21 protein-coding genes are annotated in these 17,913 nt (G+C 68.3%); 4 read left to right on the forward strand and 17 right to left on the reverse strand.

Going from position 1 to position 17,913, the window contains the following annotated elements; all coding sequences use genetic code 11:
• Positions 1 to 5 precede the first annotated feature (5 nt).
• From hisH to PTQ19_RS10000, 4 genes are all read right to left on the reverse strand, one after another.
• Complete coding sequence (hisH, locus tag PTQ19_RS09985; protein WP_274367198.1) at positions 6 to 638, reverse strand: imidazole glycerol phosphate synthase subunit HisH; 633 nt, start codon at positions 636 to 638, stop codon at positions 6 to 8.
• Positions 635 to 1,258: an imidazoleglycerol-phosphate dehydratase HisB gene (gene hisB / locus PTQ19_RS09990; RefSeq protein ID WP_206551760.1), complete on the reverse strand. Its 624-nt coding sequence runs from the start codon at positions 1,256 to 1,258 to the stop codon at positions 635 to 637. The genes hisH and hisB overlap by 4 nt, the downstream gene beginning before the upstream one ends.
• Positions 1,255 to 2,337, reverse strand: coding sequence for a histidinol-phosphate transaminase (locus tag PTQ19_RS09995; RefSeq protein ID WP_179410436.1), 1,083 nt, complete (start codon positions 2,335 to 2,337; stop codon positions 1,255 to 1,257). The genes hisB and PTQ19_RS09995 overlap by 4 nt, the downstream gene beginning before the upstream one ends.
• 89 nt (positions 2,338 to 2,426) lie before the next feature.
• Positions 2,427 to 2,783, reverse strand: coding sequence for a LysM peptidoglycan-binding domain-containing protein (locus PTQ19_RS10000; protein WP_206822224.1), 357 nt, complete (start codon positions 2,781 to 2,783; stop codon positions 2,427 to 2,429).
• Between the two features lie 317 nt (positions 2,784 to 3,100).
• Between PTQ19_RS10000 and lexA the strand changes: the two genes are divergently transcribed.
• Positions 3,101 to 3,787: a transcriptional repressor LexA gene (gene lexA / locus PTQ19_RS10005; protein ID WP_179410434.1), complete on the forward strand. Its 687-nt coding sequence runs from the start codon at positions 3,101 to 3,103 to the stop codon at positions 3,785 to 3,787.
• 68 nt (positions 3,788 to 3,855) lie between these two features.
• Positions 3,856 to 5,721, forward strand: a complete 1,866-nt coding sequence (locus tag PTQ19_RS10010; RefSeq protein ID WP_274367199.1) for a S9 family peptidase — start codon at positions 3,856 to 3,858, stop codon at positions 5,719 to 5,721.
• 44 nt (positions 5,722 to 5,765) lie between these two features.
• Here the strand turns inward: PTQ19_RS10010 and smpB are convergent, their stop codons facing one another.
• Genes smpB through ftsE form a run of 3 tightly spaced genes read right to left on the reverse strand, consistent with a single transcriptional unit; the run spans position 5,766 to position 8,251 of the window.
• Positions 5,766 to 6,242 (reverse strand): SsrA-binding protein SmpB, encoded by a 477-nt coding sequence (smpB, locus tag PTQ19_RS10015; protein WP_179410432.1) that lies wholly within the window; start codon positions 6,240 to 6,242, stop codon positions 5,766 to 5,768.
• Positions 6,243 to 6,293: 51 nt separating this feature from the next.
• Entirely contained in the window at positions 6,294 to 7,208 is a 915-nt protein-coding gene (gene ftsX, locus PTQ19_RS10020) for a permease-like cell division protein FtsX (RefSeq protein WP_206551757.1), read from the reverse strand.
• Complete coding sequence (ftsE, locus tag PTQ19_RS10025) at positions 7,205 to 8,251, reverse strand: cell division ATP-binding protein FtsE (RefSeq protein ID WP_274367200.1); 1,047 nt, start codon at positions 8,249 to 8,251, stop codon at positions 7,205 to 7,207. The genes ftsX and ftsE overlap by 4 nt, the downstream gene beginning before the upstream one ends.
• 176 nt (positions 8,252 to 8,427) lie before the next feature.
• Here ftsE and PTQ19_RS10030 point away from each other — a divergent pair, with 176 nt between their 5' ends.
• Positions 8,428 to 9,405, forward strand: a complete 978-nt coding sequence (locus tag PTQ19_RS10030) for a DUF2510 domain-containing protein (protein ID WP_274367201.1) — start codon at positions 8,428 to 8,430, stop codon at positions 9,403 to 9,405.
• 90 nt (positions 9,406 to 9,495) lie between these two features.
• On the opposite strand, the gene prfB is transcribed toward PTQ19_RS10030, so the two are convergent.
• Positions 9,496 to 10,605: a peptide chain release factor 2 gene (prfB, locus tag PTQ19_RS10035; protein ID WP_179410428.1), complete on the reverse strand. Its 1,110-nt coding sequence runs from the start codon at positions 10,603 to 10,605 to the stop codon at positions 9,496 to 9,498.
• 74 nt (positions 10,606 to 10,679) lie between these two features.
• Between prfB and PTQ19_RS10040 the strand changes: the two genes are divergently transcribed.
• Entirely contained in the window at positions 10,680 to 11,903 is a 1,224-nt protein-coding gene (locus tag PTQ19_RS10040; RefSeq protein ID WP_274369067.1) for an MFS transporter, read from the forward strand.
• Between the two features lie 6 nt (positions 11,904 to 11,909).
• Here PTQ19_RS10040 and PTQ19_RS10045 read toward each other — a convergent pair whose 3' ends face one another.
• From PTQ19_RS10045 to PTQ19_RS10085, 9 genes are all read right to left on the reverse strand, one after another.
• On the reverse strand, positions 11,910 to 12,356 hold the full coding sequence (locus PTQ19_RS10045) for a pilus assembly protein TadG-related protein (RefSeq protein ID WP_274367202.1): 447 nt from the start codon (positions 12,354 to 12,356) through the stop codon (positions 11,910 to 11,912).
• Positions 12,353 to 12,784 (reverse strand): TadE family protein, encoded by a 432-nt coding sequence (locus PTQ19_RS10050; RefSeq protein ID WP_274367203.1) that lies wholly within the window; start codon positions 12,782 to 12,784, stop codon positions 12,353 to 12,355. Before PTQ19_RS10050 ends, PTQ19_RS10045 begins: the two co-directional genes overlap by 4 nt.
• A gap of 25 nt (positions 12,785 to 12,809) precedes the next feature.
• Complete coding sequence (locus tag PTQ19_RS10055) at positions 12,810 to 13,205, reverse strand: TadE/TadG family type IV pilus assembly protein (RefSeq protein WP_274367204.1); 396 nt, start codon at positions 13,203 to 13,205, stop codon at positions 12,810 to 12,812.
• Positions 13,206 to 13,212: 7 nt separating this feature from the next.
• Entirely contained in the window at positions 13,213 to 13,398 is a 186-nt protein-coding gene (locus PTQ19_RS10060; protein WP_274367205.1) for a hypothetical protein, read from the reverse strand.
• Positions 13,399 to 13,451: 53 nt separating this feature from the next.
• Positions 13,452 to 14,390 carry a type II secretion system F family protein gene (locus tag PTQ19_RS10065; protein ID WP_274367206.1) on the reverse strand — a complete coding sequence of 313 codons (939 nt, stop codon included), beginning with the start codon at positions 14,388 to 14,390 and terminating at the stop codon, positions 13,452 to 13,454.
• Positions 14,387 to 15,244, reverse strand: a complete 858-nt coding sequence (locus tag PTQ19_RS10070) for a type II secretion system F family protein (RefSeq protein WP_274367207.1) — start codon at positions 15,242 to 15,244, stop codon at positions 14,387 to 14,389. The genes PTQ19_RS10065 and PTQ19_RS10070 overlap by 4 nt, the downstream gene beginning before the upstream one ends.
• Positions 15,241 to 15,915, reverse strand: coding sequence for a CpaF family protein (locus PTQ19_RS10075; RefSeq protein ID WP_274367208.1), 675 nt, complete (start codon positions 15,913 to 15,915; stop codon positions 15,241 to 15,243). Before PTQ19_RS10075 ends, PTQ19_RS10070 begins: the two co-directional genes overlap by 4 nt.
• Before the next feature lie 3 nt (positions 15,916 to 15,918).
• Entirely contained in the window at positions 15,919 to 17,397 is a 1,479-nt protein-coding gene (locus tag PTQ19_RS10080; RefSeq protein ID WP_274367209.1) for a recombinase family protein, read from the reverse strand.
• Between the two features lie 77 nt (positions 17,398 to 17,474).
• Positions 17,475 to 17,813, reverse strand: a complete 339-nt coding sequence (locus PTQ19_RS10085; protein WP_274367210.1) for a hypothetical protein — start codon at positions 17,811 to 17,813, stop codon at positions 17,475 to 17,477.
• Between the last annotated feature and the right edge of the window lie 100 nt (positions 17,814 to 17,913).

The following is a 17,913-nucleotide window of genomic DNA, read 5'->3' on the forward strand; positions in this document are numbered from 1 at the left end:
CGGGGTCAGAGGGATTCGACCCAGTTGCGCAGGAGTCGGATGCCGGCTTCGCCGGACTTCTCGGGGTGGAACTGCGTGGCCGAGAGCGGCCCGTTCTCGACGGCGGCGATGAACCGCTCGCCGTGCGTCGCCCAGGTCACCGCGGGCTGCGGGAAGGGCGGAATGACGTCGAGTTCCCACGACTTGGCGGCGAAGGAGTGCACGAAGTAGAACCGTTCGTGCTCGATGCCGCGGAACAGCACCGATCCCTCGCCAGGCTCGACGGTGTTCCAGCCCATGTGGGGCAGTACCGGGGCGTCCAGTTCGGTGACCGCCCCCGGCCACTCCCCCAGCCCCGCGGAGTCCTGGCCGCGTTCGACGCCATGCTCGAACATGATCTGCATGCCGACGCAGATGCCGAGCACGGCGCGCCCGCCCGCCAGGCGGCGATCGATGATCTCGTCACCGCCGTGCGCGATCAGGGCGTCGCGCACCGCGGCGAATGCACCGACGCCGGGCACGACGAGCCCGTCGGCGGCCAGGGCGCGGCCGCGGTCGCGGGTCAGTTCGACATCGGCTCCGGCGGCCGCCAGCGCCTTGACCGCCGAGTGGACGTTGCCCGACTCGTAGTCGAAGACCGCGACGTGGGGCCCGGTCACAGCGCACCCTTGGTGGACGGGATGCCCTCGACGAGCGGGTCGAGTGACTTCGCCTGACGGAAGGCCCGGGCGAACGCCTTGAACTCGGCCTCGGCGATGTGGTGTGGATCGCGCCCGCCGAGCACGCGCACGTGCACGGTCAGTCCCGCATTGAGCGTGATCGCTTCGAACACGTGACGCACGAGAGAACCGGTGAAGTGGCCACCGATCAGGTGAAACTCAAAGCCCGCGGGCTCGCCGTCGTGCACGAGAAACGGCCGTCCCGAGATGTCGACCACGGCCTGGGCGAGTGCTTCGTCGAGCGGCACGAGTGCGTCGCCGTAGCGCGAGATACCGGCCTTGTCACCGAGGGCCTCACGGAGCGCCTGGCCGAGCACGATCGAGATGTCCTCGACCGTGTGGTGTGCATCGATGTGCGTGTCGCCGGTGGCGCGGACCGTGAGGTCGGTGAGCGAGTGCTTCGCGAACGCCGTGAGCATGTGGTCGAAGAACGGTACGGAGGTGGCGATGTCGCTGCGGCCCGTGCCGTCGAGGTTGACCTCGACCTCGACGGTCGATTCGGAGGTGCTGCGGGTGCGCTTCGCCGTGCGTGCGGACGATGCGGTGCGGGGGGCGCTCATGAGGGAGATCCTATCGACGCGAGTGCTTCCAGAAAGGCGGTGGTCTCGGCCTCGGTGCCCGCCGAGACGCGCAGGTGGCCGGGGATGCCCACGTCACGGATCAGGACACCGCGATCGTAGAGGGCGCGCCACAACGCGGGCGGGTCGGTGACACCGCCGAACAGGACGAAGTTCGACCAGGATTCGTGCGGCTGGTAGCCGAGGGCTTCGAGGGTGGCCGAGATGCGGTCACGCTGTTCAACGATCTCGTCGACCATGCGCAGCATGGTGGCGGAGTTGCGCAGTGCGGCGATCGCGGCGGCCTGAGTGATCGCGCTCAGGTGATACGGCAGACGCACCAGTCGGAGCGCGTCGATGAACGCGGGGTCGGCGGCCAGGTAGCCCACACGCGCACCGGCGAAGGCGAACGCCTTGCTCATAGTGCGCGAGATCGCCAGGCGAGGCCGCCCATGCAACAGGGTGAGCGCCGAGACCGAGTCGTGCGGCGCGAACTCGAAGTAGGCCTCATCGACAACGACCACACCCCGTGCGGCCTCGTAGACGGCCTCAATGACGTCGAGTCCCATGGGCGTGCCGGTGGGGTTGTTGGGAGCGCACAGCAGTACGACGTCGGGATCAGCCTCGGCGACCTGTGCTGCCGCACTCTCGGGCGTCAGCGCGTAGTCGTCGTCGCGCGCACCGGCAACCCACCGCGCGCCGGTTCCCTGCGCCAGGAGCGGGTACATCGAGTAGGTGGGGGCGAATCCGAACACTGTGCGGCCCGGACCGCTGAAGGCCTGCAGGATGTGCTGGAGCACCTCGTTGGAGCCATTGCCCGCCCAGATCTGATCGGCGGTGAGCCCGTGGCCGAGGTACTCAGCGAAGCCTTCACGGAGTGCGGTGAACTCACGATCCGGATAGCGGTTGACCTCACGCAGTGCACGCGCGATTTCGTCGAGGATGTCGTCGGCGACCTCATCGGGCACCGGATGGGTGTTCTCGTTGACGTTCAGCGCGATCGGCAGCGGTGCCTGGGGTGCGCCGTAGGGAGTGAGTCCGCGGAGGTCGTCGCGGAGGGGTAGCTCGTCAAGAGAAGTCACTGTTCCATCGTAGGTCTCACGCCCACCGGCGACGCCTTCGTGACGACCGCGCACGCGCGCATCCGAGGCTCAGTGGGTGCACACGGTGCTCAGTCGGTGTAAACAGTGGGGATCGCGATCTCGGCGCCGACCTGGATCATGCCGGAGCGCAGATTGTTCAACCTCTTGATGTCCTCGATGACCACGCGCGGGTCGGCACCCGGCGCGACCTCGTCCGCGATCGACCACAGCGTGTCACCGGGCATCACGGCGACCGTTTCGAACGTCACCGGCTCTGCCAGGTCACCGGAGGCGAGTGCGGAACCGCCGGCGAGAGCCGACAGGATGACGCCGACGACAACCGGGAGCGCAGCCAGCATGACGACCACTCGGCGGCCGCGAGCGGTGATCCGCAGGCGCGTCGCCGGAACCGGGGCCATCGGTGCCTGAATATCGATCGTGCTCATGGGTGGCTCCTCTCCTGTCACACTGCACCCGGCCCGCCAGTCAGCGAGGACATGGTGCAGCTTTCGCATCCGGCACCCGGCCGGGGATGCCGGATGCGAAGCTACGTACCGAAGTTATCTTCGATATCGAACATCTGTCAAGACTTTTTCGAAAACGTCTACGAGGAAGGCGCGACACGCTCGAACAGATCTTCCGTTTCGGGCCGTTTCTCGGATACCGTTTCGATGTGGACAGCCCACCACGGGCCACCGACATTCGAATCGGACGCCCGCGACGCCGCGGAATCCGCACCGGCAGGAACCATGAAGGAGCACCGATGAGCGACAACACCGCCCCCGCAGCCGAGGCTCCGCGCACGCGACGTCGCAAGAACTTGAGCCCCAAGCAGATGGCGATCCTCGAGGTCATTCAGGATTCGATCGCACGGCACGGTTACCCGCCGAGCATGCGCGAAATCGGTGACGCCGTGGGCCTCAAGTCGCTCTCCAGCGTCACGCATCAGCTCGGCCAGCTCGAGCTCAGCGGCTACCTGCGCCGCGACCCGGGCAAGACCCGCGCGATGGAGGTGCTCATCGACCTTCCGGGCGCGAGCACCGAGAACCCTGCCGACACCGCGCCCGCGGTCGGCGATGCGGCGCTCGTTCCGCTGGTCGGGCAGATCGCCGCCGGAGTGCCGATCACCGCTGATCAGCAGGTCGAGGAGATCTTCCCGCTACCCCGTCAGCTGGTCGGCAAGGGCGAGCTGTTCATGCTCAAGGTCAACGGCGAGTCGATGATCGACGCCGCGATCTGCGACGGCGACTGGGTGGTCGTGCGCACCCAGAGCTCGGCCGAGAACGGCGAGATCGTGGCTGCCATGATCGACGGCGAGGCGACCGTCAAGACGTTCCGTCAGCGTGATGGACACACCTGGCTGCTGCCCCGCAACTCTGCCTTCGAACCGATCCTCGGCGATGACGCGGTCGTGCTGGGCAAGGTCGTCGCGGTGCTGCGCACGGTCTGAGCCCGCTTCCGAGCGAGCGGCCTCCGACCACGGCGGGTCGGACGGCACCCGGGACTAGGCTCGAGCGCATGACCTCGTCTTTCGGTTCGTGGCCGTCTCCGTTCACCGCTGCTCAGATCGCGCAGGCTGCGCCCCGGATCGACGGCGCTCTCTTCGTCGGCGACGAGATCTGGTGGGGTGAGTCGGTGCCCTCCGAGGGCGGCCGGATCACGGTGCGCAGCTCGACCGGCGCCGAGATCCTGCCCGCGCCGTGGAACGCCCGCTCCCGCGTGCACGAATACGGTGGCGGTTCGTGGACCGCCGACGACGAGGGAACGCTGTTCTTCGTGGACGGCTCTGACCAGCGGGTGTATCGGATGCCCTCGTCCGGCGATCCCGAGCCGCTCACGGCGCCCGGCGCCGCGTACGGCGGTCTGCGCGCTCAGCAGGGGCGCCTCTTGGCTGTGCGCGAAGACCTGCGCCCGCAGCCGCACCGGCGCGCGATCGTCGAGATTCCGGTGGACGGCTCGGCTGCGGCTGACGACGACGCCGTACGCGTGGTCGTCTCGACTACTGGCTTCGTAGCGCACCCGGCACTGTCGCCGGACGGCTCCCGCATCGCGTGGGTGCAGTGGAGCACAGAGCACATGCCCTGGGAGCTCGCACTGCTGCACGTGGCATCGGTGAACGGCGATGCGATGATGTCGGTGTCGACCCGCGCGGCACTGCAGCCGGAGTGGGTGAGCGATGACGAGCTGCTCTACCTCGATGACCCGTCCGGACGCTGGAACCTGCAGCGCGTGCGGGTCGATGAGACCGCGGCTGCTCCCACGCCGGTGGCGCCCGCCGACGCTGACACCGGCGGCGGACTGTGGGTGCTCGGCAACCGGTGGTACCGCCCGCTCGACGACGGACGCATCGTCGCGGTGCGCACCAACGGCGACGATCGGATCGTCCGGATCGGCACGGACGGCAACGCCACGCAGCTGGACGTGCCCATCACGGCCGGCGCGAGCATCGATGACGTGCGCGGCTCACGGGTGCTCGTCTCAGGAGCGGGCGCAACGGTCGGCGCAGGACTGTGGTTCCTCGATCTGGACCGCGGCACGGTGACGACGGTCACCGGTGGCGCCGACGCCGACCTCGACTGGGTTCCCCAGGCGCGGCCGGTCACCTTCGACGGCCCGCACGGGCCGGTGCACGCGTTCGATTACCCGCCGACCAACCCTGACGCCCGCGCGCCGCACGGCGAGCTGCCGCCGTACATCGTGATGGTGCACGGCGGACCCACCGCACATGTCTCGGGGGCAGCATCCACCGCCTACGCGTACTGGACCAGCCGCGGAATCGGTGTGCTCGATGTCAACTACGGCGGATCGACCGGGTACGGTCGCGCCTACCGCGAGCGTCTTGACGGCGCCTGGGGCGTCGTCGACGTCGACGACGTGATCGCCGCGGCGCGCGGCTTGGCCGACGCCGGTCTCGCCGATCCCGCGCGGATCGCGATCCGCGGCGGGTCCGCGGGTGGTTGGACGGTGCTGAGCGCACTCGTGCGCGGTGGCACCTTCGGCGCCGGAATCTCACGGTACGGCGTCGCCGACCTGCGGATGCTGGCCGCTGAGACCCATGACTTCGAAGCGCGCTATCTCGATGGCCTGGTCGGTCCCCTGCCGGAGGCGGAGTCGGTCTACATCGAGCGTTCTCCGCTCACGCACGCCGACCGGATCGACGTTCCTGTGCTGCTGGAGCAGGGCAGCGAGGACCGCGTGGTTCCGCCGTCGCAGTCCGAGGCGATCCGCGATGCCCTTGCCGCGCGCGGTGTTCCGCACGAGTATGTGCTGTTCGAGGGCGAGGGTCACGGTTTCCGTGCGGCCGAGGCGATCATCGCCTCGCTGGAGACCGAACTGCGCTTTCTCGGGCGCGCCTTCGACTTCGAACCGCGATTGGGCGCCTGAGCTACCGGGACGCCTGACCTACCGGTTCGATCAGAGGGGCGGGTCTACTCGCCCAGACGATTGCGCGTGCGCATGGCGCGCTCGGCCTCGCGCTTGTCCTGCCGCTCACGCAGCACCTGGCGCTTGTCGAACTCGCGCTTGCCCTTCGCCAGGGCGATCTCGACCTTGGCGCGGCCGTCCGAGAAGTACAGGCGCAGCGGGACGAGGGTGTACCCGCCCGCCGAGACGGCGTGCTCGAGCTTGTGAATCTCTTCGCGGTGAAGCAGCAGCTTGCGGATGCGCTTGGCCGAGTGATTCGTCCAGTGCCCCTGCGAGTACTCGGGGATGTGCACGGCGTCGAGGAACGCCTCGCCGCCCTTGACATAGGCGTAACCGTCACTGAGGTTCGCGCGCCCCTGGCGCAGCGACTTGACCTCGGTGCCGGTGAGCACCAGCCCCGCTTCGTACGACTTCTCGATGTTGTAGTCGTGACGTGCGCGACGGTTGGTCGCAACGACCTTCTCACCGCGTTCCCTGGGCATCTTCTTCTCCTGACGACAGACAGCCCACAAGTATATGCCGACGCCGCGATACTACGCGCGCAACCACCGGCGGATCGCGAATCCGGCCGACAGCGCCGCGAGCACGATGCCGATACCGACCAGCACCGGTACGACGAACGCCGCCTCGGACATGCCCACCAGCGGACGCATGAACGGTACGCGTTCGGCGAGGTACCCCTCGACACCGAAATGCACACCGGCGAGCACAGCGGCACTGGCCAGCACCGAACCGAGGAATGCGGCGAAGACGCCCTCCAGCACGAACGGCAACTGGATGGATCGGTTCGAGGCGCCGACCAAACGCATGATCGCGATCTCTTTGCGACGGGCGTAGGCCGACAGTCGAATGGTCGTTCCGATCAGGAGCACGGCCGCGATCAGCATGAGCGCCGCGACACCGACGGCGATGTAGGTGGCCACCGTCAAGGCGGAGAAGAGCGGATCGAGCAGCTTGCGCTGATCCTGCACCTCGTCGACGCCGGCCACACCTGAGAACGCCTCGCTGATCACATCGGAGCGTTGCGGGTCTTCGAGCGTGATGCGGAACACCTCACCCATGTTCTCGACACCGAACGCGCCGGCCTGCTCTTCACCGAAGCGCTCCACCCACAGATCGAACGTCGCCTGCTTGTCTTCGAAGACCACCTCGCTGATCAGCGGTGCCAGGGCATCGCCCTGCAGGTCCTGCTCGATGCGCTCCACCTGTTCGGGCGTCGCCGCACCATCGACGCAGTTCGCCGACGTCGACAGCGGGGAGCACATATACACCGTGACCTCGGCCTGCTCGCCCCAGTAGGCGCGCATCGTGCTGATCTGCGCTTGCATCAGGATCGCGGCGCCCACGAACGTCAGTGAGACGAAGGTGACAAGCACCACCGAGATGACCATCGAGATGTTGCGGCGCAGACCCGCGAGGGCCTCGCCGACGATAAGCGAGAATCTCATGAGGTCGGCCCCACTTCCTCGTCGTCGTCCGAGAGGCCCAGGCGGTCTGCCATCCCGAGCTCTGCGACGTCGACCTCGGGAATGATGATCGGGTTCGTGCGCGGGCCCACCTGCGTGGCGCTCTCCTGCGGTGGAGACGGCTCTTGCGGTGGAGACGGCTCCTGCGACCGGGCCGGCTGCTGTTCCACGGCGGCGGCGGAGTCCGGCATCGTGGCGTCTGTCGTGCTGGTCGCCTCGTCTGCGGCATCCACCGGCGCTGCCGCGGTCAGCGACTCGCGCTGCAGCTCTTGCATGGCGCTGAGCGCGGCGGCGGCGGCCGCGCCCGGCACGGTGCCGGGCAGGAGCCGCGGGATGCCCGAGGTGTCGCCGTACCCGCCACCGACCTCGTCGCGAACCAGGTCTCCGCCGTGAAGCTCGATCACGCGGCGCTGCATCTGGTCGACGAAGGCGGCCTCGTGCGTCGCCATCAACACCGTCGTGCCGCCCGCGTTGATGCGGGTCAGCAGCTGCATGATGCCGACTGAGGTCGCGGGGTCGAGGTTTCCAGTCGGCTCATCGGCGAGCAGGATCTTGGGGCGGTTCACGATCGCACGCGCGATCGCCACGCGCTGCTGCTCACCGCCGGAGAGCTCGTGCGGCATGCGCTTGGCCTTGCCGTCGAGCCCCACCAGTGCGAGCGCCTCGGGGACCGCCTGCTGGATGAACCCGCGCGATGAACCGATCACCTGCAGCGAGAAGGCCACATTCTGCGCCACCGTCTTGGACGGCAGCAGGCGGAAGTCCTGAAAGACCGAGCCGATCTGACGACGAAAGTAGGGCACCTTACGATTGGCGAGCGAGCGCAGATCGCGCCCGAGCACGGCGACGCGCCCCGTGGTGGGCACGTCCTCGCGCAGGATCAGTCGCAGGCACGTCGACTTGCCCGAGCCCGAGGCTCCGACGAGGAAGACGAACTCGCCCGCCTCGATGTTGAAGTCGACATCGGAGAGCGCGGGGCGTTTGGTGCCGCGATAGCGCTTGGTGACGTTCTCGAACCGAATCATGGCCCTTCGAGCCTAGGCGCGCCCGGCGCCGGTACGCCCAGCGACACTCCCCCGACCCCGGTCGGGCACGAAGTGGGGCTCATGCGCGCAGCGCACGACTGATATACACATAAGGGCGCATTTCGACGCCATGAGGGGAACACCGGTCACGACCGGGACGATGTGAGGAGGGCGCGATGAGCACGCCTGCAGGGTGGTACGACGACGGATCCGGACGCCAGCGCTGGTGGGACGGCCAGCAGTGGACCGAGCACTTCGCCCCGGAGGGGCAGCAGCCCGAGGCCGAGCAGCCCGAACCCCAGCCGTCCTCCGAGGCGGATGCGAACGCTTTCGACCCGGATGCCACCGTGCTCCGCGAGGAGATCCCCGCCGCGTCGCAGGACGACCAGCCCACCCAGGTCTACCCGCCCTCGGACGTGACCGCGGGCGCGTACGCACCTCCGGCCGCACCCGGCTACGCAGATGTCAACGCGACCGCGGCGTACCCCGGCGCCTACCAGGCACCGGCCGCCGGTCAGGCATACGGTGCCTACGCACCGGCCGAACCCGCGGGCCCCAAGAAGACGCCCGTGCTCGGCTTCGTCGGTCTCGGCCTCGCGATCGTCGGCACGATCCTGGCGTGCATCCCGGTGACCTTTATCTTCGGTGCCTTCGTGCTGTTCGCCGCGTTCGTCGTGTCGCTGATCGCGGTGTTCCTGAAGAACACCAAGAAGTGGCCGTCGATCACCGGTCTGGCGCTGTCGGTCGTGGGCGGGATCGTCGGCACGATCATCTTCACCGTCGCTGTGCTGTTCGCCGTGGGCGAGGCTGTCGACTCGCTGCCTTCGAGCGCACCGACCTCTGACTCGGGCTCGTCCGTTCCGGATGAGACCGACGACCCGGACGACTCCGGTACGACCGGCGGCGAGGGCCGCCCGTCGACCGCCGAGGTAACCGCCGGTTTCGTGGAGATCATCGAGGCGATGGGTCTCACCTCAGACGACCTCACCGATGAGCAGATCACCTGCTATGCCGAGTACTTCATCGCTTCCGACATCCCCGACGAGACCCTGTGGGTCATCGCCTCGGGTGAGGACGCACTCGCGGACATGGACGCACTTGGTGAGTTCTCGGAGAAGCTCGCCGAGGGCACACCTTCCTGCCTGATCCCCTGATCGCGCACTGACGAAGAGGGCCGCCGGATGATTCCGGCGGCCCTCTTGTTGTTCTCGTGGGTCTTGTTCCCGTGAGCGATCGGCTCGGGATCAGTCCTCTTCCTTGCGCTTGCGCCAGCGGATGCCCGCCGAGATGAAGTCGTCCAGGTCGCCGTCGAACACGTTGGCCGGGTTGCCCGACTCGTGTCCGGTGCGCAGGTCCTTGACGAGCTGCTGCCCGTACAGGAAGTACGAGCGCATCTGGTCGCCCCAGCTGGCGGTGATGTTTCCGGCCAGCTCTTTCTTCTTCGCCGCCTCTTCTTCCTTCTGCAGCAGCAGCAGGCGGGTCTGCAGCACCCGCATGGCGGCGGCGCGGTTCTGGATCTGCGACTTCTCGTTCTGCATCGACACGACGATGCCGGTCGGGAGGTGCGTGATGCGCACGGCGGAGTCGGTGGTGTTGACCGACTGACCACCGGGGCCCGACGAGCGGAACACATCGACGCGGATGTCGTTCTCGGGGATCTCGACCTCGGTCGCCTCTTCCATCAGGGGGATGACCTCGACGGCGGCGAACGATGTCTGGCGCTTGTCGGCCGAGCCGAACGGGCTGATGCGCGCGAGGCGGTGCGTGCCAGCCTCGACCGAGAGCGTTCCGAACGCGTAGGGCGCAGTGATCTCGAACGTGGCCGACTTGATGCCGGCCCCCTCGGCGTAAGAGGTGTCCATCACCTTGACGGGGTAGCCGTGGTGCTCGGCCCAGCGCAGGTACATGCGCATGAGCATCTCGGCGAAGTCGGTGGCGTCATCGCCGCCCGCGCCGGAGCGGATGGTGATGATGGCGTTGCGCTCGTCGAACTCGCCGTCGAGCAGAGTCTGCACCTCGAGCTGGTTGATGGTCTCGGTCAGCGCGGCGAGCTCGGCGCGTGCCTCGGCGGCCGAGTCGTCGTCCTGCATCTCGTTGGCGAGGTCGACGAGCACTTCGAGGTCTTCGAGGCGCTGCTCGACCTCGGTGACGCGCTTGAGGTCGGCTTGTTTGTGGCTGAGTGCGCTGGTGACTTTCTGCGCCTTCTCAGGGTCGTCCCAGAGGTCGGGTGCCCCTGCTTCGTCGCTGAGTCGCGCGATGTCCTCGCGCAGGGCGTTGACGTCGACGACCTCGCGGATGTCGCCGAAAGTCTGTCGCAGGGCCTGGATGTCGGCGGAGAGATCGAGTTCGAACATGGCAGTTCAGCCTACCGCGCTACCGTGATGGTGTGAGCGACAGTGCGGCAAGTGTCCTGAAGCGGTTCGGACCGATGGTCTACGCCCCCACGGTGCTGTTCGCGCTCGGTGAGGGCGCGGTGATCCCGCTGATCCCCGTGATCGCCACCCGACTGGGCGCGGATGTGTCGATGGCCGCGCTCGTGGCATCCGCTCTCGTGATCGGTCAGCTCTTCGGCAATCTGCCGGCCGGGGCGCTGGTGGCGCGGATCGGCGAGCGACTCACGATGGTCTTCGCGGGAATCGCGTCGTTGCTCGCCGGCGTCGGCATGCTGCTCTCGCCGACACTGGCGTTGTTCGCCGCGGCAGTGTTCCTGCTGGGTTTCTGCGCGGCCGCGTTCGGGCTGGCCCGGCACGCGTTCATGACCACGCGCGTTCCGCCGCGGTTCCGCGCCAGGGCGCTGTCTCTGCTGGGCGGGAGCTTCCGGTTCGGGGTCTTCGTCGGCCCGTTCCTGGCTGCGGGGCTCATCCAGCTGACCGGCACCGAGTCGTCGAGCATCTGGGTGCTGTTGGCGTGCGCCGGGGTGATCGTGCCGCTGGTGTTGTTCGGTCCCGACCCCGAGAAGAGCAGCCCGGCACTGCTCAAGCCCACCGGCGCGGCGGTGGCCGAGGACTCCGGTGAGGTGGTGACCGGGTCGATCCCCACGCTCGATCAGCGCGGTGTGCTGCACACCACGTGGGCGTACCGTGCGGTGCTGGCCCGGCTGGGGTCGTCGGCGGCGGCGCTGTCGGCGGTGCGCTCGGCCCGCCAGGTGATCTTGCCGCTGTGGGGTGTCTCGTTGGGGCTGGATGCCACCACGATCGCCCTGGTGGTGGGTGTGGCGGGTGCGATCGACTTCGCGCTGTTCTACGCGAGCGGGCAGGTGATGGACCGCTTCGGACGCATCTGGGCGGCGATGCCGGCGATGCTGATGATGGGCGCCGGTTTCATCGTGTTGTCGGTCACGCATGATCTCGATGAGGCGACGATGTGGTTCGCGTTGATGGCGGCGGTGCTCGGGGTGGGCAACGGGCTCTCCAGTGGCATCCTGCTGACCTTCGGCGCCGACCTCGCCCCCGAGCGTGAGCCGGCGGCGTTCCTGGGGTCGTGGCGGACGCTGACGGATGCCGGTGGAGCGGCAGCCCCGCTGATCGTCGCCGGTGTCGTTGCGGCGGCGTCGCTGCCGGTGGCGACCGGGGTGATGGGCGGCGTCGCGCTGCTGGGCGCGGCCGGTTTCATCCGGTGGACGCCCCGCTACCTGCCGCGGCACCCCGCGTAGGGCGGGTCAGCGCAGCGCCGTACGGCTGGTGCCGGTCGCTTCGAGCGGCACACCGCCCGGCACGAACGGCGACAGCAACGGCGGATGCCAGGTGACCGCGACCGTGACGCGAGCCGAGACGCCGTCGGGCGTGCCCGCCGAGACCAGGTGCGCGCCCTGGTCGAGCGCCGTGACGACGGCATCCGCCTGCTCGTGGACGCCCGCGTCTGTCAGCTCGGCACGCACGTCGCCACCGTCGACCTGCAACACGAAGCCGTCGGCTCCGGCGAGCGCGGCCGCGTCGGCGAGGGAGTCGAGGCGCTTCTGGGCGATGTACAGGTCGGTGGCGCATACGCAGGTGAGCACGACGGCGATCGCCAGCAGCAGGTAACCAAGGATCAGCGGCAGGATGCTGCCGGTGTCGTCGGCGGCGAGCGCGCGCACGCGGGCGCTCACAGAGGCGCGGGCCGTCATTCGCGCCCCCACAGGCGTGAGATCTTCTGCGCCGATTGCGCCTCGACGGGGATCGCGGTGATCTGGTCGAGGCCGAACAGCGGGGGCATGAACGGCAACGAGACCTGTGCGTGCACGGTGACGATCACGGTCGCACCCGCCGCAGGACACTGCGCGCCCGCCGGACGGCAGGTGAGGCCGACCTCGACGGTATCCGGCTCCATGCCGTACTCGCGGATCACGCCGGCGAGAACGGCATCGCCCGAGGCAGCCGCCGATTCGGCATCCGGTGCCTGTCCGATCACGCGCGCGGTGTGCCGGGCGGCGGCCTCGGCGCCGAGCGTCTGTTCCTGCACGGCTCCGAGGGTGAGCACCAGGTAGACCAGCGGCACAAGCAGCAGTACCCCCGCGACGATGAACTCCAACGCCGCAGAACCCGCGTCGTCCACCAGTGGGCGCGTCGTTTGTTCCGCCTCAGTCTTCGCCGAACGTCTCTGCGGGGGCACGCGCTTCCACCTCCAGACCGTAGGGAACACCGATCAGCCCGAGCACGGGAAGAGTCGTGCGCACGCGCACCACGACACTCGGATGCCCGAGGCTGTCGTCCGCACCGATGGTGATGTCGTCGGCATAGGCCGCGCCAACGGCCCGGGTGATCACGGCCTGCGTCCGGGCGACGCCGTCGGCGGGTCCGGTGTCGGCGAGGGCCGCGTAGTGGGCACCCTCGACCGCGGCGTCGTGCACGACGTTGCGCACGTACACGGCGAGCGCGATCTGCAGCACCGCCAGAGTGAGCGCGGTCAGCAACGCCCCGACGAGCACGAACTCGACGGGACTCGATCCCCGCTCGTCGGCGAGGTGCTGCCGCACCCGCACGTCAGATGCCGGAGACGCGCGAGATCGCCTGTTCGAACAGGTTCACCAGCGCCGGTCCCGCAACGGCCCAGATGACGACGACCAGCGCCGCGGTCATCAAGGTCACCAGTACCCAGCCGGGCACATCGCCGCGCTCGTCCTCGGCCAGTGCGCGCGCGGCTTTGCGCCACGTGGTGATCGTCGACATGTGAACTCCTCGTGTGTCGTGGGATGGGGGGGTGGGAAGGGCACTGGGGCGGGTCAGCCGAGTCCGAGTCTGAGGATGAACAGTCCCGGATAGACCGCAAACAGCACCGACAGGGGAAGGATCAAGAAGACCAGCGGCAGCAGCATCAGGATCTCCTTCTGCCCGGCCTGCTCGATCAGCGACCGCTTGGCCTCGTCACGGGCATCCGCCGCCTGGGAATGCAGTACCGCGGCCAGCGGCGCGCCGTGCTCAAGCGCGGCGACGATCTGATCGACGGCGCGCGTGAGCCCGGGCAACTGCAGACGCGTCGCGGTCTCGCCGAGGGCGTCGGCCAACGGCGACCCGGTGTGCACGGCAAGGACCGTCTTCTTGAGCTCGGTTGTCAGTTCACCGGTGCCGATGTCAGAGACGCGACGCAGGGCGTCGAGCAGCGATTCCCCCGCCGACAGACACAGGGCCAGGAACTCCAGCGTCGTCGGCAGCTCATCGGCCAGGCGCGCGCGCCGCGCCTTCGCCCGCCCGGTCAGCTGCATGTCGTACGCCACGGCGGCACCGGCCGCGGCGAACACCGGTAGTAGGGCGGCGATGGGCGTCATCCTGCCGGTGAGCGCGATGACCACGACCAGCAGGGCTCCCCCCACGAGTCCGACGATCCCCCAGGCCAGCTGCCGTCCGCGGAACGCCGCCGGTGTCTGCGTGCTCCCCGCCTGCGCGAGTCGCAGCGCGAGGGCATCCCCACCGCCCAGCACCCCTTCGAACCGGGCCTTGAGCCGCGTCCACAGGCGCGTGCCGCGCACCGGCATCGTGCCGACCATCGGTACGACTCCGCCCGGCAGCATCTCGTCGGGCACGACGTCGCGCACGTACGGGGCGATGCGTCTCTCGAGCGGCAGCGCGCCCCACCGGGGCAGCGCCGAGAGCATGCCGAGCACCCCGAAGGCGAACGCCCCGCCCAGCAGCACCGCCACGGCGGCATCGGTGATCGCGCTCATCCGAACCACCGCTCGGGCTCGGGCAACCTGCCGATGCGCAGCATGATGCGGTACGCGACGACCGAGATCGCGGCGCCCGCGACGATCACGAGCACACCGGTCGCGCTCGCGTAGGCCTCACGTCCTTCCGGGCGCATCGCCAACAGTCCGAGGATGACCCACGGTGCGACGGAGCCGAGCACTGCGGCTCCCCGGATCCACGATTGCCGGGCCTCGACCTCACCGCGCAGCGCGGCGTCCGCGCGCACCGACCCCGACAGCGCACGCAGCACACCGGTCAGTTCCGTGCCGCCCACCTGCCGCGCCATGCGCAGCGTCTCGACGATGCGGTCGGCGATCGGGTCGGCGAGTGTGTCTTTCAGTCGGTCGAGGCTGGTCTCGAAGCGCCCGGTCGCCCGCAGATCCCGAGCGAACACCGCGAACGCGGGGCGCACGGCCGGCGGTGCCGACTCGGCCAGACTCGCCACCGCATCCGGAAGCGACAATCCGACCCGAATCGCGGCGACCAGCAGATCGCACACGTCTGGCCACATCTGCCGACGCGCCTTGCGCAGGCGCAGTCGACGCCCGCGCAGGAACAGCACGGGCCCCGCCGCGGCGGCGAGCGCCGCCAGGACGGCGAGGATCGGCAGCGTGGTGATCAACCAGACCAGACATGCGGCAATCAGCGCCAAGGAGATCATTGTCACGATGAGGGTGCGCGTCGCGATGCGCGCGTATCCCGATTCGTCGAGCAGGCGACGCAGTCGGCCGCGCCGCATCGGCTTCGGCTCGCGGGTGCGCTGCGGCCAGAGCCAGGGCGAGGCGCACAGCAGCAGTCCCGCGCCGAGTAGCGCGCCGATCAGCAGGGTCATTCGTCGTGCTCCGCGGAATACACCGGCCGCGCAACGATCCGTCCGTCGTCGACCTCACCGGTCGGGGCGATGATCTGCGCCACCCGACGTGAGCCATCGGCATCCCGGCGACAGTGCACCACGTACGAGATCGACGATGCCAGCGCAGGCGCGATGAATCCCCGGTCGATGTTGCGGCCCGCCAGCAACGGCAACAACGCCAGCTTCTCCAGCGCCTCGGTCGCAGAGTTCGCGTGCACCGTCCCGGCGCCGGGAACTCCCGTGTTCAAGGCGAGAACCAGGTCGAGCGCCTCGGCGTCGCGCACCTCTCCGACGACGATCCGGTCGGGCCGCATCCGCAGTGCTTCCTTCACCAAGCGCCGCAGGGTGATCTCGCCCGTACCCTCCAGGCTCGCCTGACGCCCCTGCAGAGCGACCACGTCGGGCCCATCGACCGCGAGTTCGAAGGTCTCCTCAACCGTGATGATGCGCTGCCGCTCGGCCACCGATGCCAGCAGCGCCCCGAGCAGAGTCGTCTTACCAGCATGCGTGGCGCCCGAGACGATCACGCTGCGCCCATCGAGCATCGCGCGATGCAGCAGCTCGGCGATCCGCGGCGGCATCGCACCCTGCGCCACCAGCGAATCAAGCGTGCGGTGCTGCGGCAGGAACTTGCGGATGTTGACAGGCAATAACTAACTACGCTCTTCCCACCTGGGAACGACCGTCACCCGCCCTTCGCCTCGGCCCGTGCGTACCAGCACCGCGGAAGCGACCTTCTGAAGCCCCTGGCGTCTCTCGTGGGTCTCGAATCGCCCCCACAGTCCGGCCAGCGTGACGACGAGCTCGCGCATATCGAGCTCGCGTTTCGCGTGCTCCAAGGCCATGGATTTCTGGCGTGCGCTGAGGCTGGCGCGCTCCTCATCGAGTTGCTTGACCGTCACCGTGTACGCCGACTCCGGGATCGTCCCATCGAGCGCCTTGATCGTCAACGCCGCCATCCTCTTGTCGATCGCGGTGATTCGTCGCGAGATCGCGCCGGCGTCGTTGACGGATCTGATCTTCCGGTCAGTGGTCGCGGCGCGCGCCTTGGCGAGTGCGTCGACGTCCTCGGACAAAGCCATGAGCCATGCTTCCACCGCATTCTCCACGATGGGTGCCGAGATCGTCACTGTGGTGCGCCCGAGTCCTTTGAACCGCACGGCGCGGGTGCAGTTGTATCGACCGTGCGAGTAATGCATGCGCCCGCCGCAGTCCGCGCAGTAGATCAAGCCTGTGAGTAGGTGGCGCGCTTCGATGCTGCGCGATGGTTCGGACAGGCTCAGGCGGCGCTGCCAGTACTCTGCCCACTCCTCGGGCGTGATGACTGCTTCGTGCGCGCCGGGGTAGAACGTCCATTCGCTCTTCGGGGGGCGGTTCTCGCGGCCACCTGGCCTGTGAATGATCAGGCCGGCCCCGAAGCCGGTATCGAGGAGCTGATAGATGTTGGAGTTGATCCACGGCCGGTCTTGAGTTGTCCGCACTCCGCTCTCGTTGAGCCACCGAGAGATACGGCCTGAACCGTCTCCGCGCAGCGCACGTCGGTACATCTCAGCGAGGATCGGGCCAGTGGTCGGGTCAGGCACGAACCGGCCCTCGACGCGCTGGTATCCGAATCGTTGTTGGCCACCGTGCGGTAGCCCGGCCCGCCGGCGCCGGTCGTGAGTTTCTTTCCACTGCTCACCGATGAGCTCGGCTTGGTAGGCGTTCATCTCGCCGAGCATTCCGCGCGCGAACCGTCCGGACGCTGTGCTGGATTCGATCGGTTCCAGCACGGAGATGATCATGCCGCCAAGGGTGTCTACCTTGTCGAGCGCGATCGCCCAACGGAGGCGTTGGCGGCCCACCCTGCTGAACCGCCAGACGAGGATGGTGTCGCATTCACCGGCCTCGATCCTGGCAATCGACTGGTCGAGGCGGGGCCACCAAGCGGACTTCCGATCTGATCCCGACTCATCGATCCCTTCGACCCAGTCGATGATGTGGATGTTGTTGGCGTCTGCGTGTTGTTGGATTGCGTGCCGCTGGACGTCGGGGGAAGTCATGCCGTCGCGTTCCTTGGACACGCGGATCATCGCGACTGCGCGACGGCTCTTCGCGGGCAGCGGTAGCGGTCTGTTGAGCGCGTGGGTCATGATCGCCTGCGAGTAGCTGACCGCGATGTTCGTGTGCTGCCGATGCTGTCCTGCATCGTCTCTCCCCTTCCCTGTGGCTACGTGTGTCGGATGTGCCCGAGCCGTAGCATCCGCATGTAGGTGCGCATGATGCGCTCGGTCACGTTGAGTTCGAGCGCGACGACTGCAGGGTCGTCGGTGATCGGGCCGAGTTCTCTGAGCCGCCAGGGGCGAATCAGGCGTCGGGCGGCGATGCGGTTTGCGCGTTCTTCCTGAGCGTCGGAGGTGCCCACGTCGCCATACTCGAAATGGACGATCTCGTGCGCCAGCGCGCATCGTTCAACGTCGCCGTGGAGGTTGGTCCGCATGAAGACCGCGCGATGTGGGTGCGAGTACGCGGCGACCATCTCGGTGCTTGGCAGATCGTCGCGGAACACGACGGGGAGATCGAGCATCTCCGCATGTGCCCAAGGATCGTAGTCACTCGCACATGGGCTGTCGTAGAAGTCAGAGACTCCGAACATGTAGCCGGTGGTT

The sequence above is a fragment of the Microbacterium esteraromaticum genome (assembly GCF_028747645.1).
GTDB classification, from domain to species: Bacteria; Actinomycetota; Actinomycetes; order Actinomycetales; family Microbacteriaceae; genus Microbacterium; species Microbacterium esteraromaticum_C.

Excerpts from the sequence above, each read along its gene's own strand:
- hisB (WP_206551760.1), bottom strand. The coding sequence starts at position 1,258 with ATGAGCGCCCCCCGCACCGCATCGTCCGCACGCACGGCGAAGCGCACC.
- PTQ19_RS10000 (WP_206822224.1), bottom strand. The coding sequence starts at position 2,783 with ATGAGCACGATCGATATTCAGGCACCGATGGCCCCGGTTCCGGCGACG.
- lexA (WP_179410434.1), top strand. The coding sequence starts at position 3,101 with ATGAGCGACAACACCGCCCCCGCAGCCGAGGCTCCGCGCACGCGACGT.
- PTQ19_RS10010 (WP_274367199.1), top strand. The coding sequence starts at position 3,856 with ATGACCTCGTCTTTCGGTTCGTGGCCGTCTCCGTTCACCGCTGCTCAG.
- smpB (WP_179410432.1), bottom strand. The coding sequence starts at position 6,242 with ATGCCCAGGGAACGCGGTGAGAAGGTCGTTGCGACCAACCGTCGCGCA.
- ftsX (WP_206551757.1), bottom strand. The coding sequence starts at position 7,208 with ATGAGATTCTCGCTTATCGTCGGCGAGGCCCTCGCGGGTCTGCGCCGC.
- ftsE (WP_274367200.1), bottom strand. The coding sequence starts at position 8,251 with ATGATTCGGTTCGAGAACGTCACCAAGCGCTATCGCGGCACCAAACGC.
- PTQ19_RS10030 (WP_274367201.1), top strand. The coding sequence starts at position 8,428 with ATGAGCACGCCTGCAGGGTGGTACGACGACGGATCCGGACGCCAGCGC.
- prfB (WP_179410428.1), bottom strand. The coding sequence starts at position 10,605 with ATGTTCGAACTCGATCTCTCCGCCGACATCCAGGCCCTGCGACAGACT.
- PTQ19_RS10040 (WP_274369067.1), top strand. The coding sequence starts at position 10,680 with ATGGTCTACGCCCCCACGGTGCTGTTCGCGCTCGGTGAGGGCGCGGTG.
- PTQ19_RS10045 (WP_274367202.1), bottom strand. The coding sequence starts at position 12,356 with ATGACGGCCCGCGCCTCTGTGAGCGCCCGCGTGCGCGCGCTCGCCGCC.
- PTQ19_RS10060 (WP_274367205.1), bottom strand. The coding sequence starts at position 13,398 with ATGTCGACGATCACCACGTGGCGCAAAGCCGCGCGCGCACTGGCCGAG.
- PTQ19_RS10065 (WP_274367206.1), bottom strand. The coding sequence starts at position 14,390 with ATGAGCGCGATCACCGATGCCGCCGTGGCGGTGCTGCTGGGCGGGGCG.
- PTQ19_RS10070 (WP_274367207.1), bottom strand. The coding sequence starts at position 15,244 with ATGACCCTGCTGATCGGCGCGCTACTCGGCGCGGGACTGCTGCTGTGC.
- PTQ19_RS10080 (WP_274367209.1), bottom strand. The coding sequence starts at position 17,397 with ATGACCCACGCGCTCAACAGACCGCTACCGCTGCCCGCGAAGAGCCGT.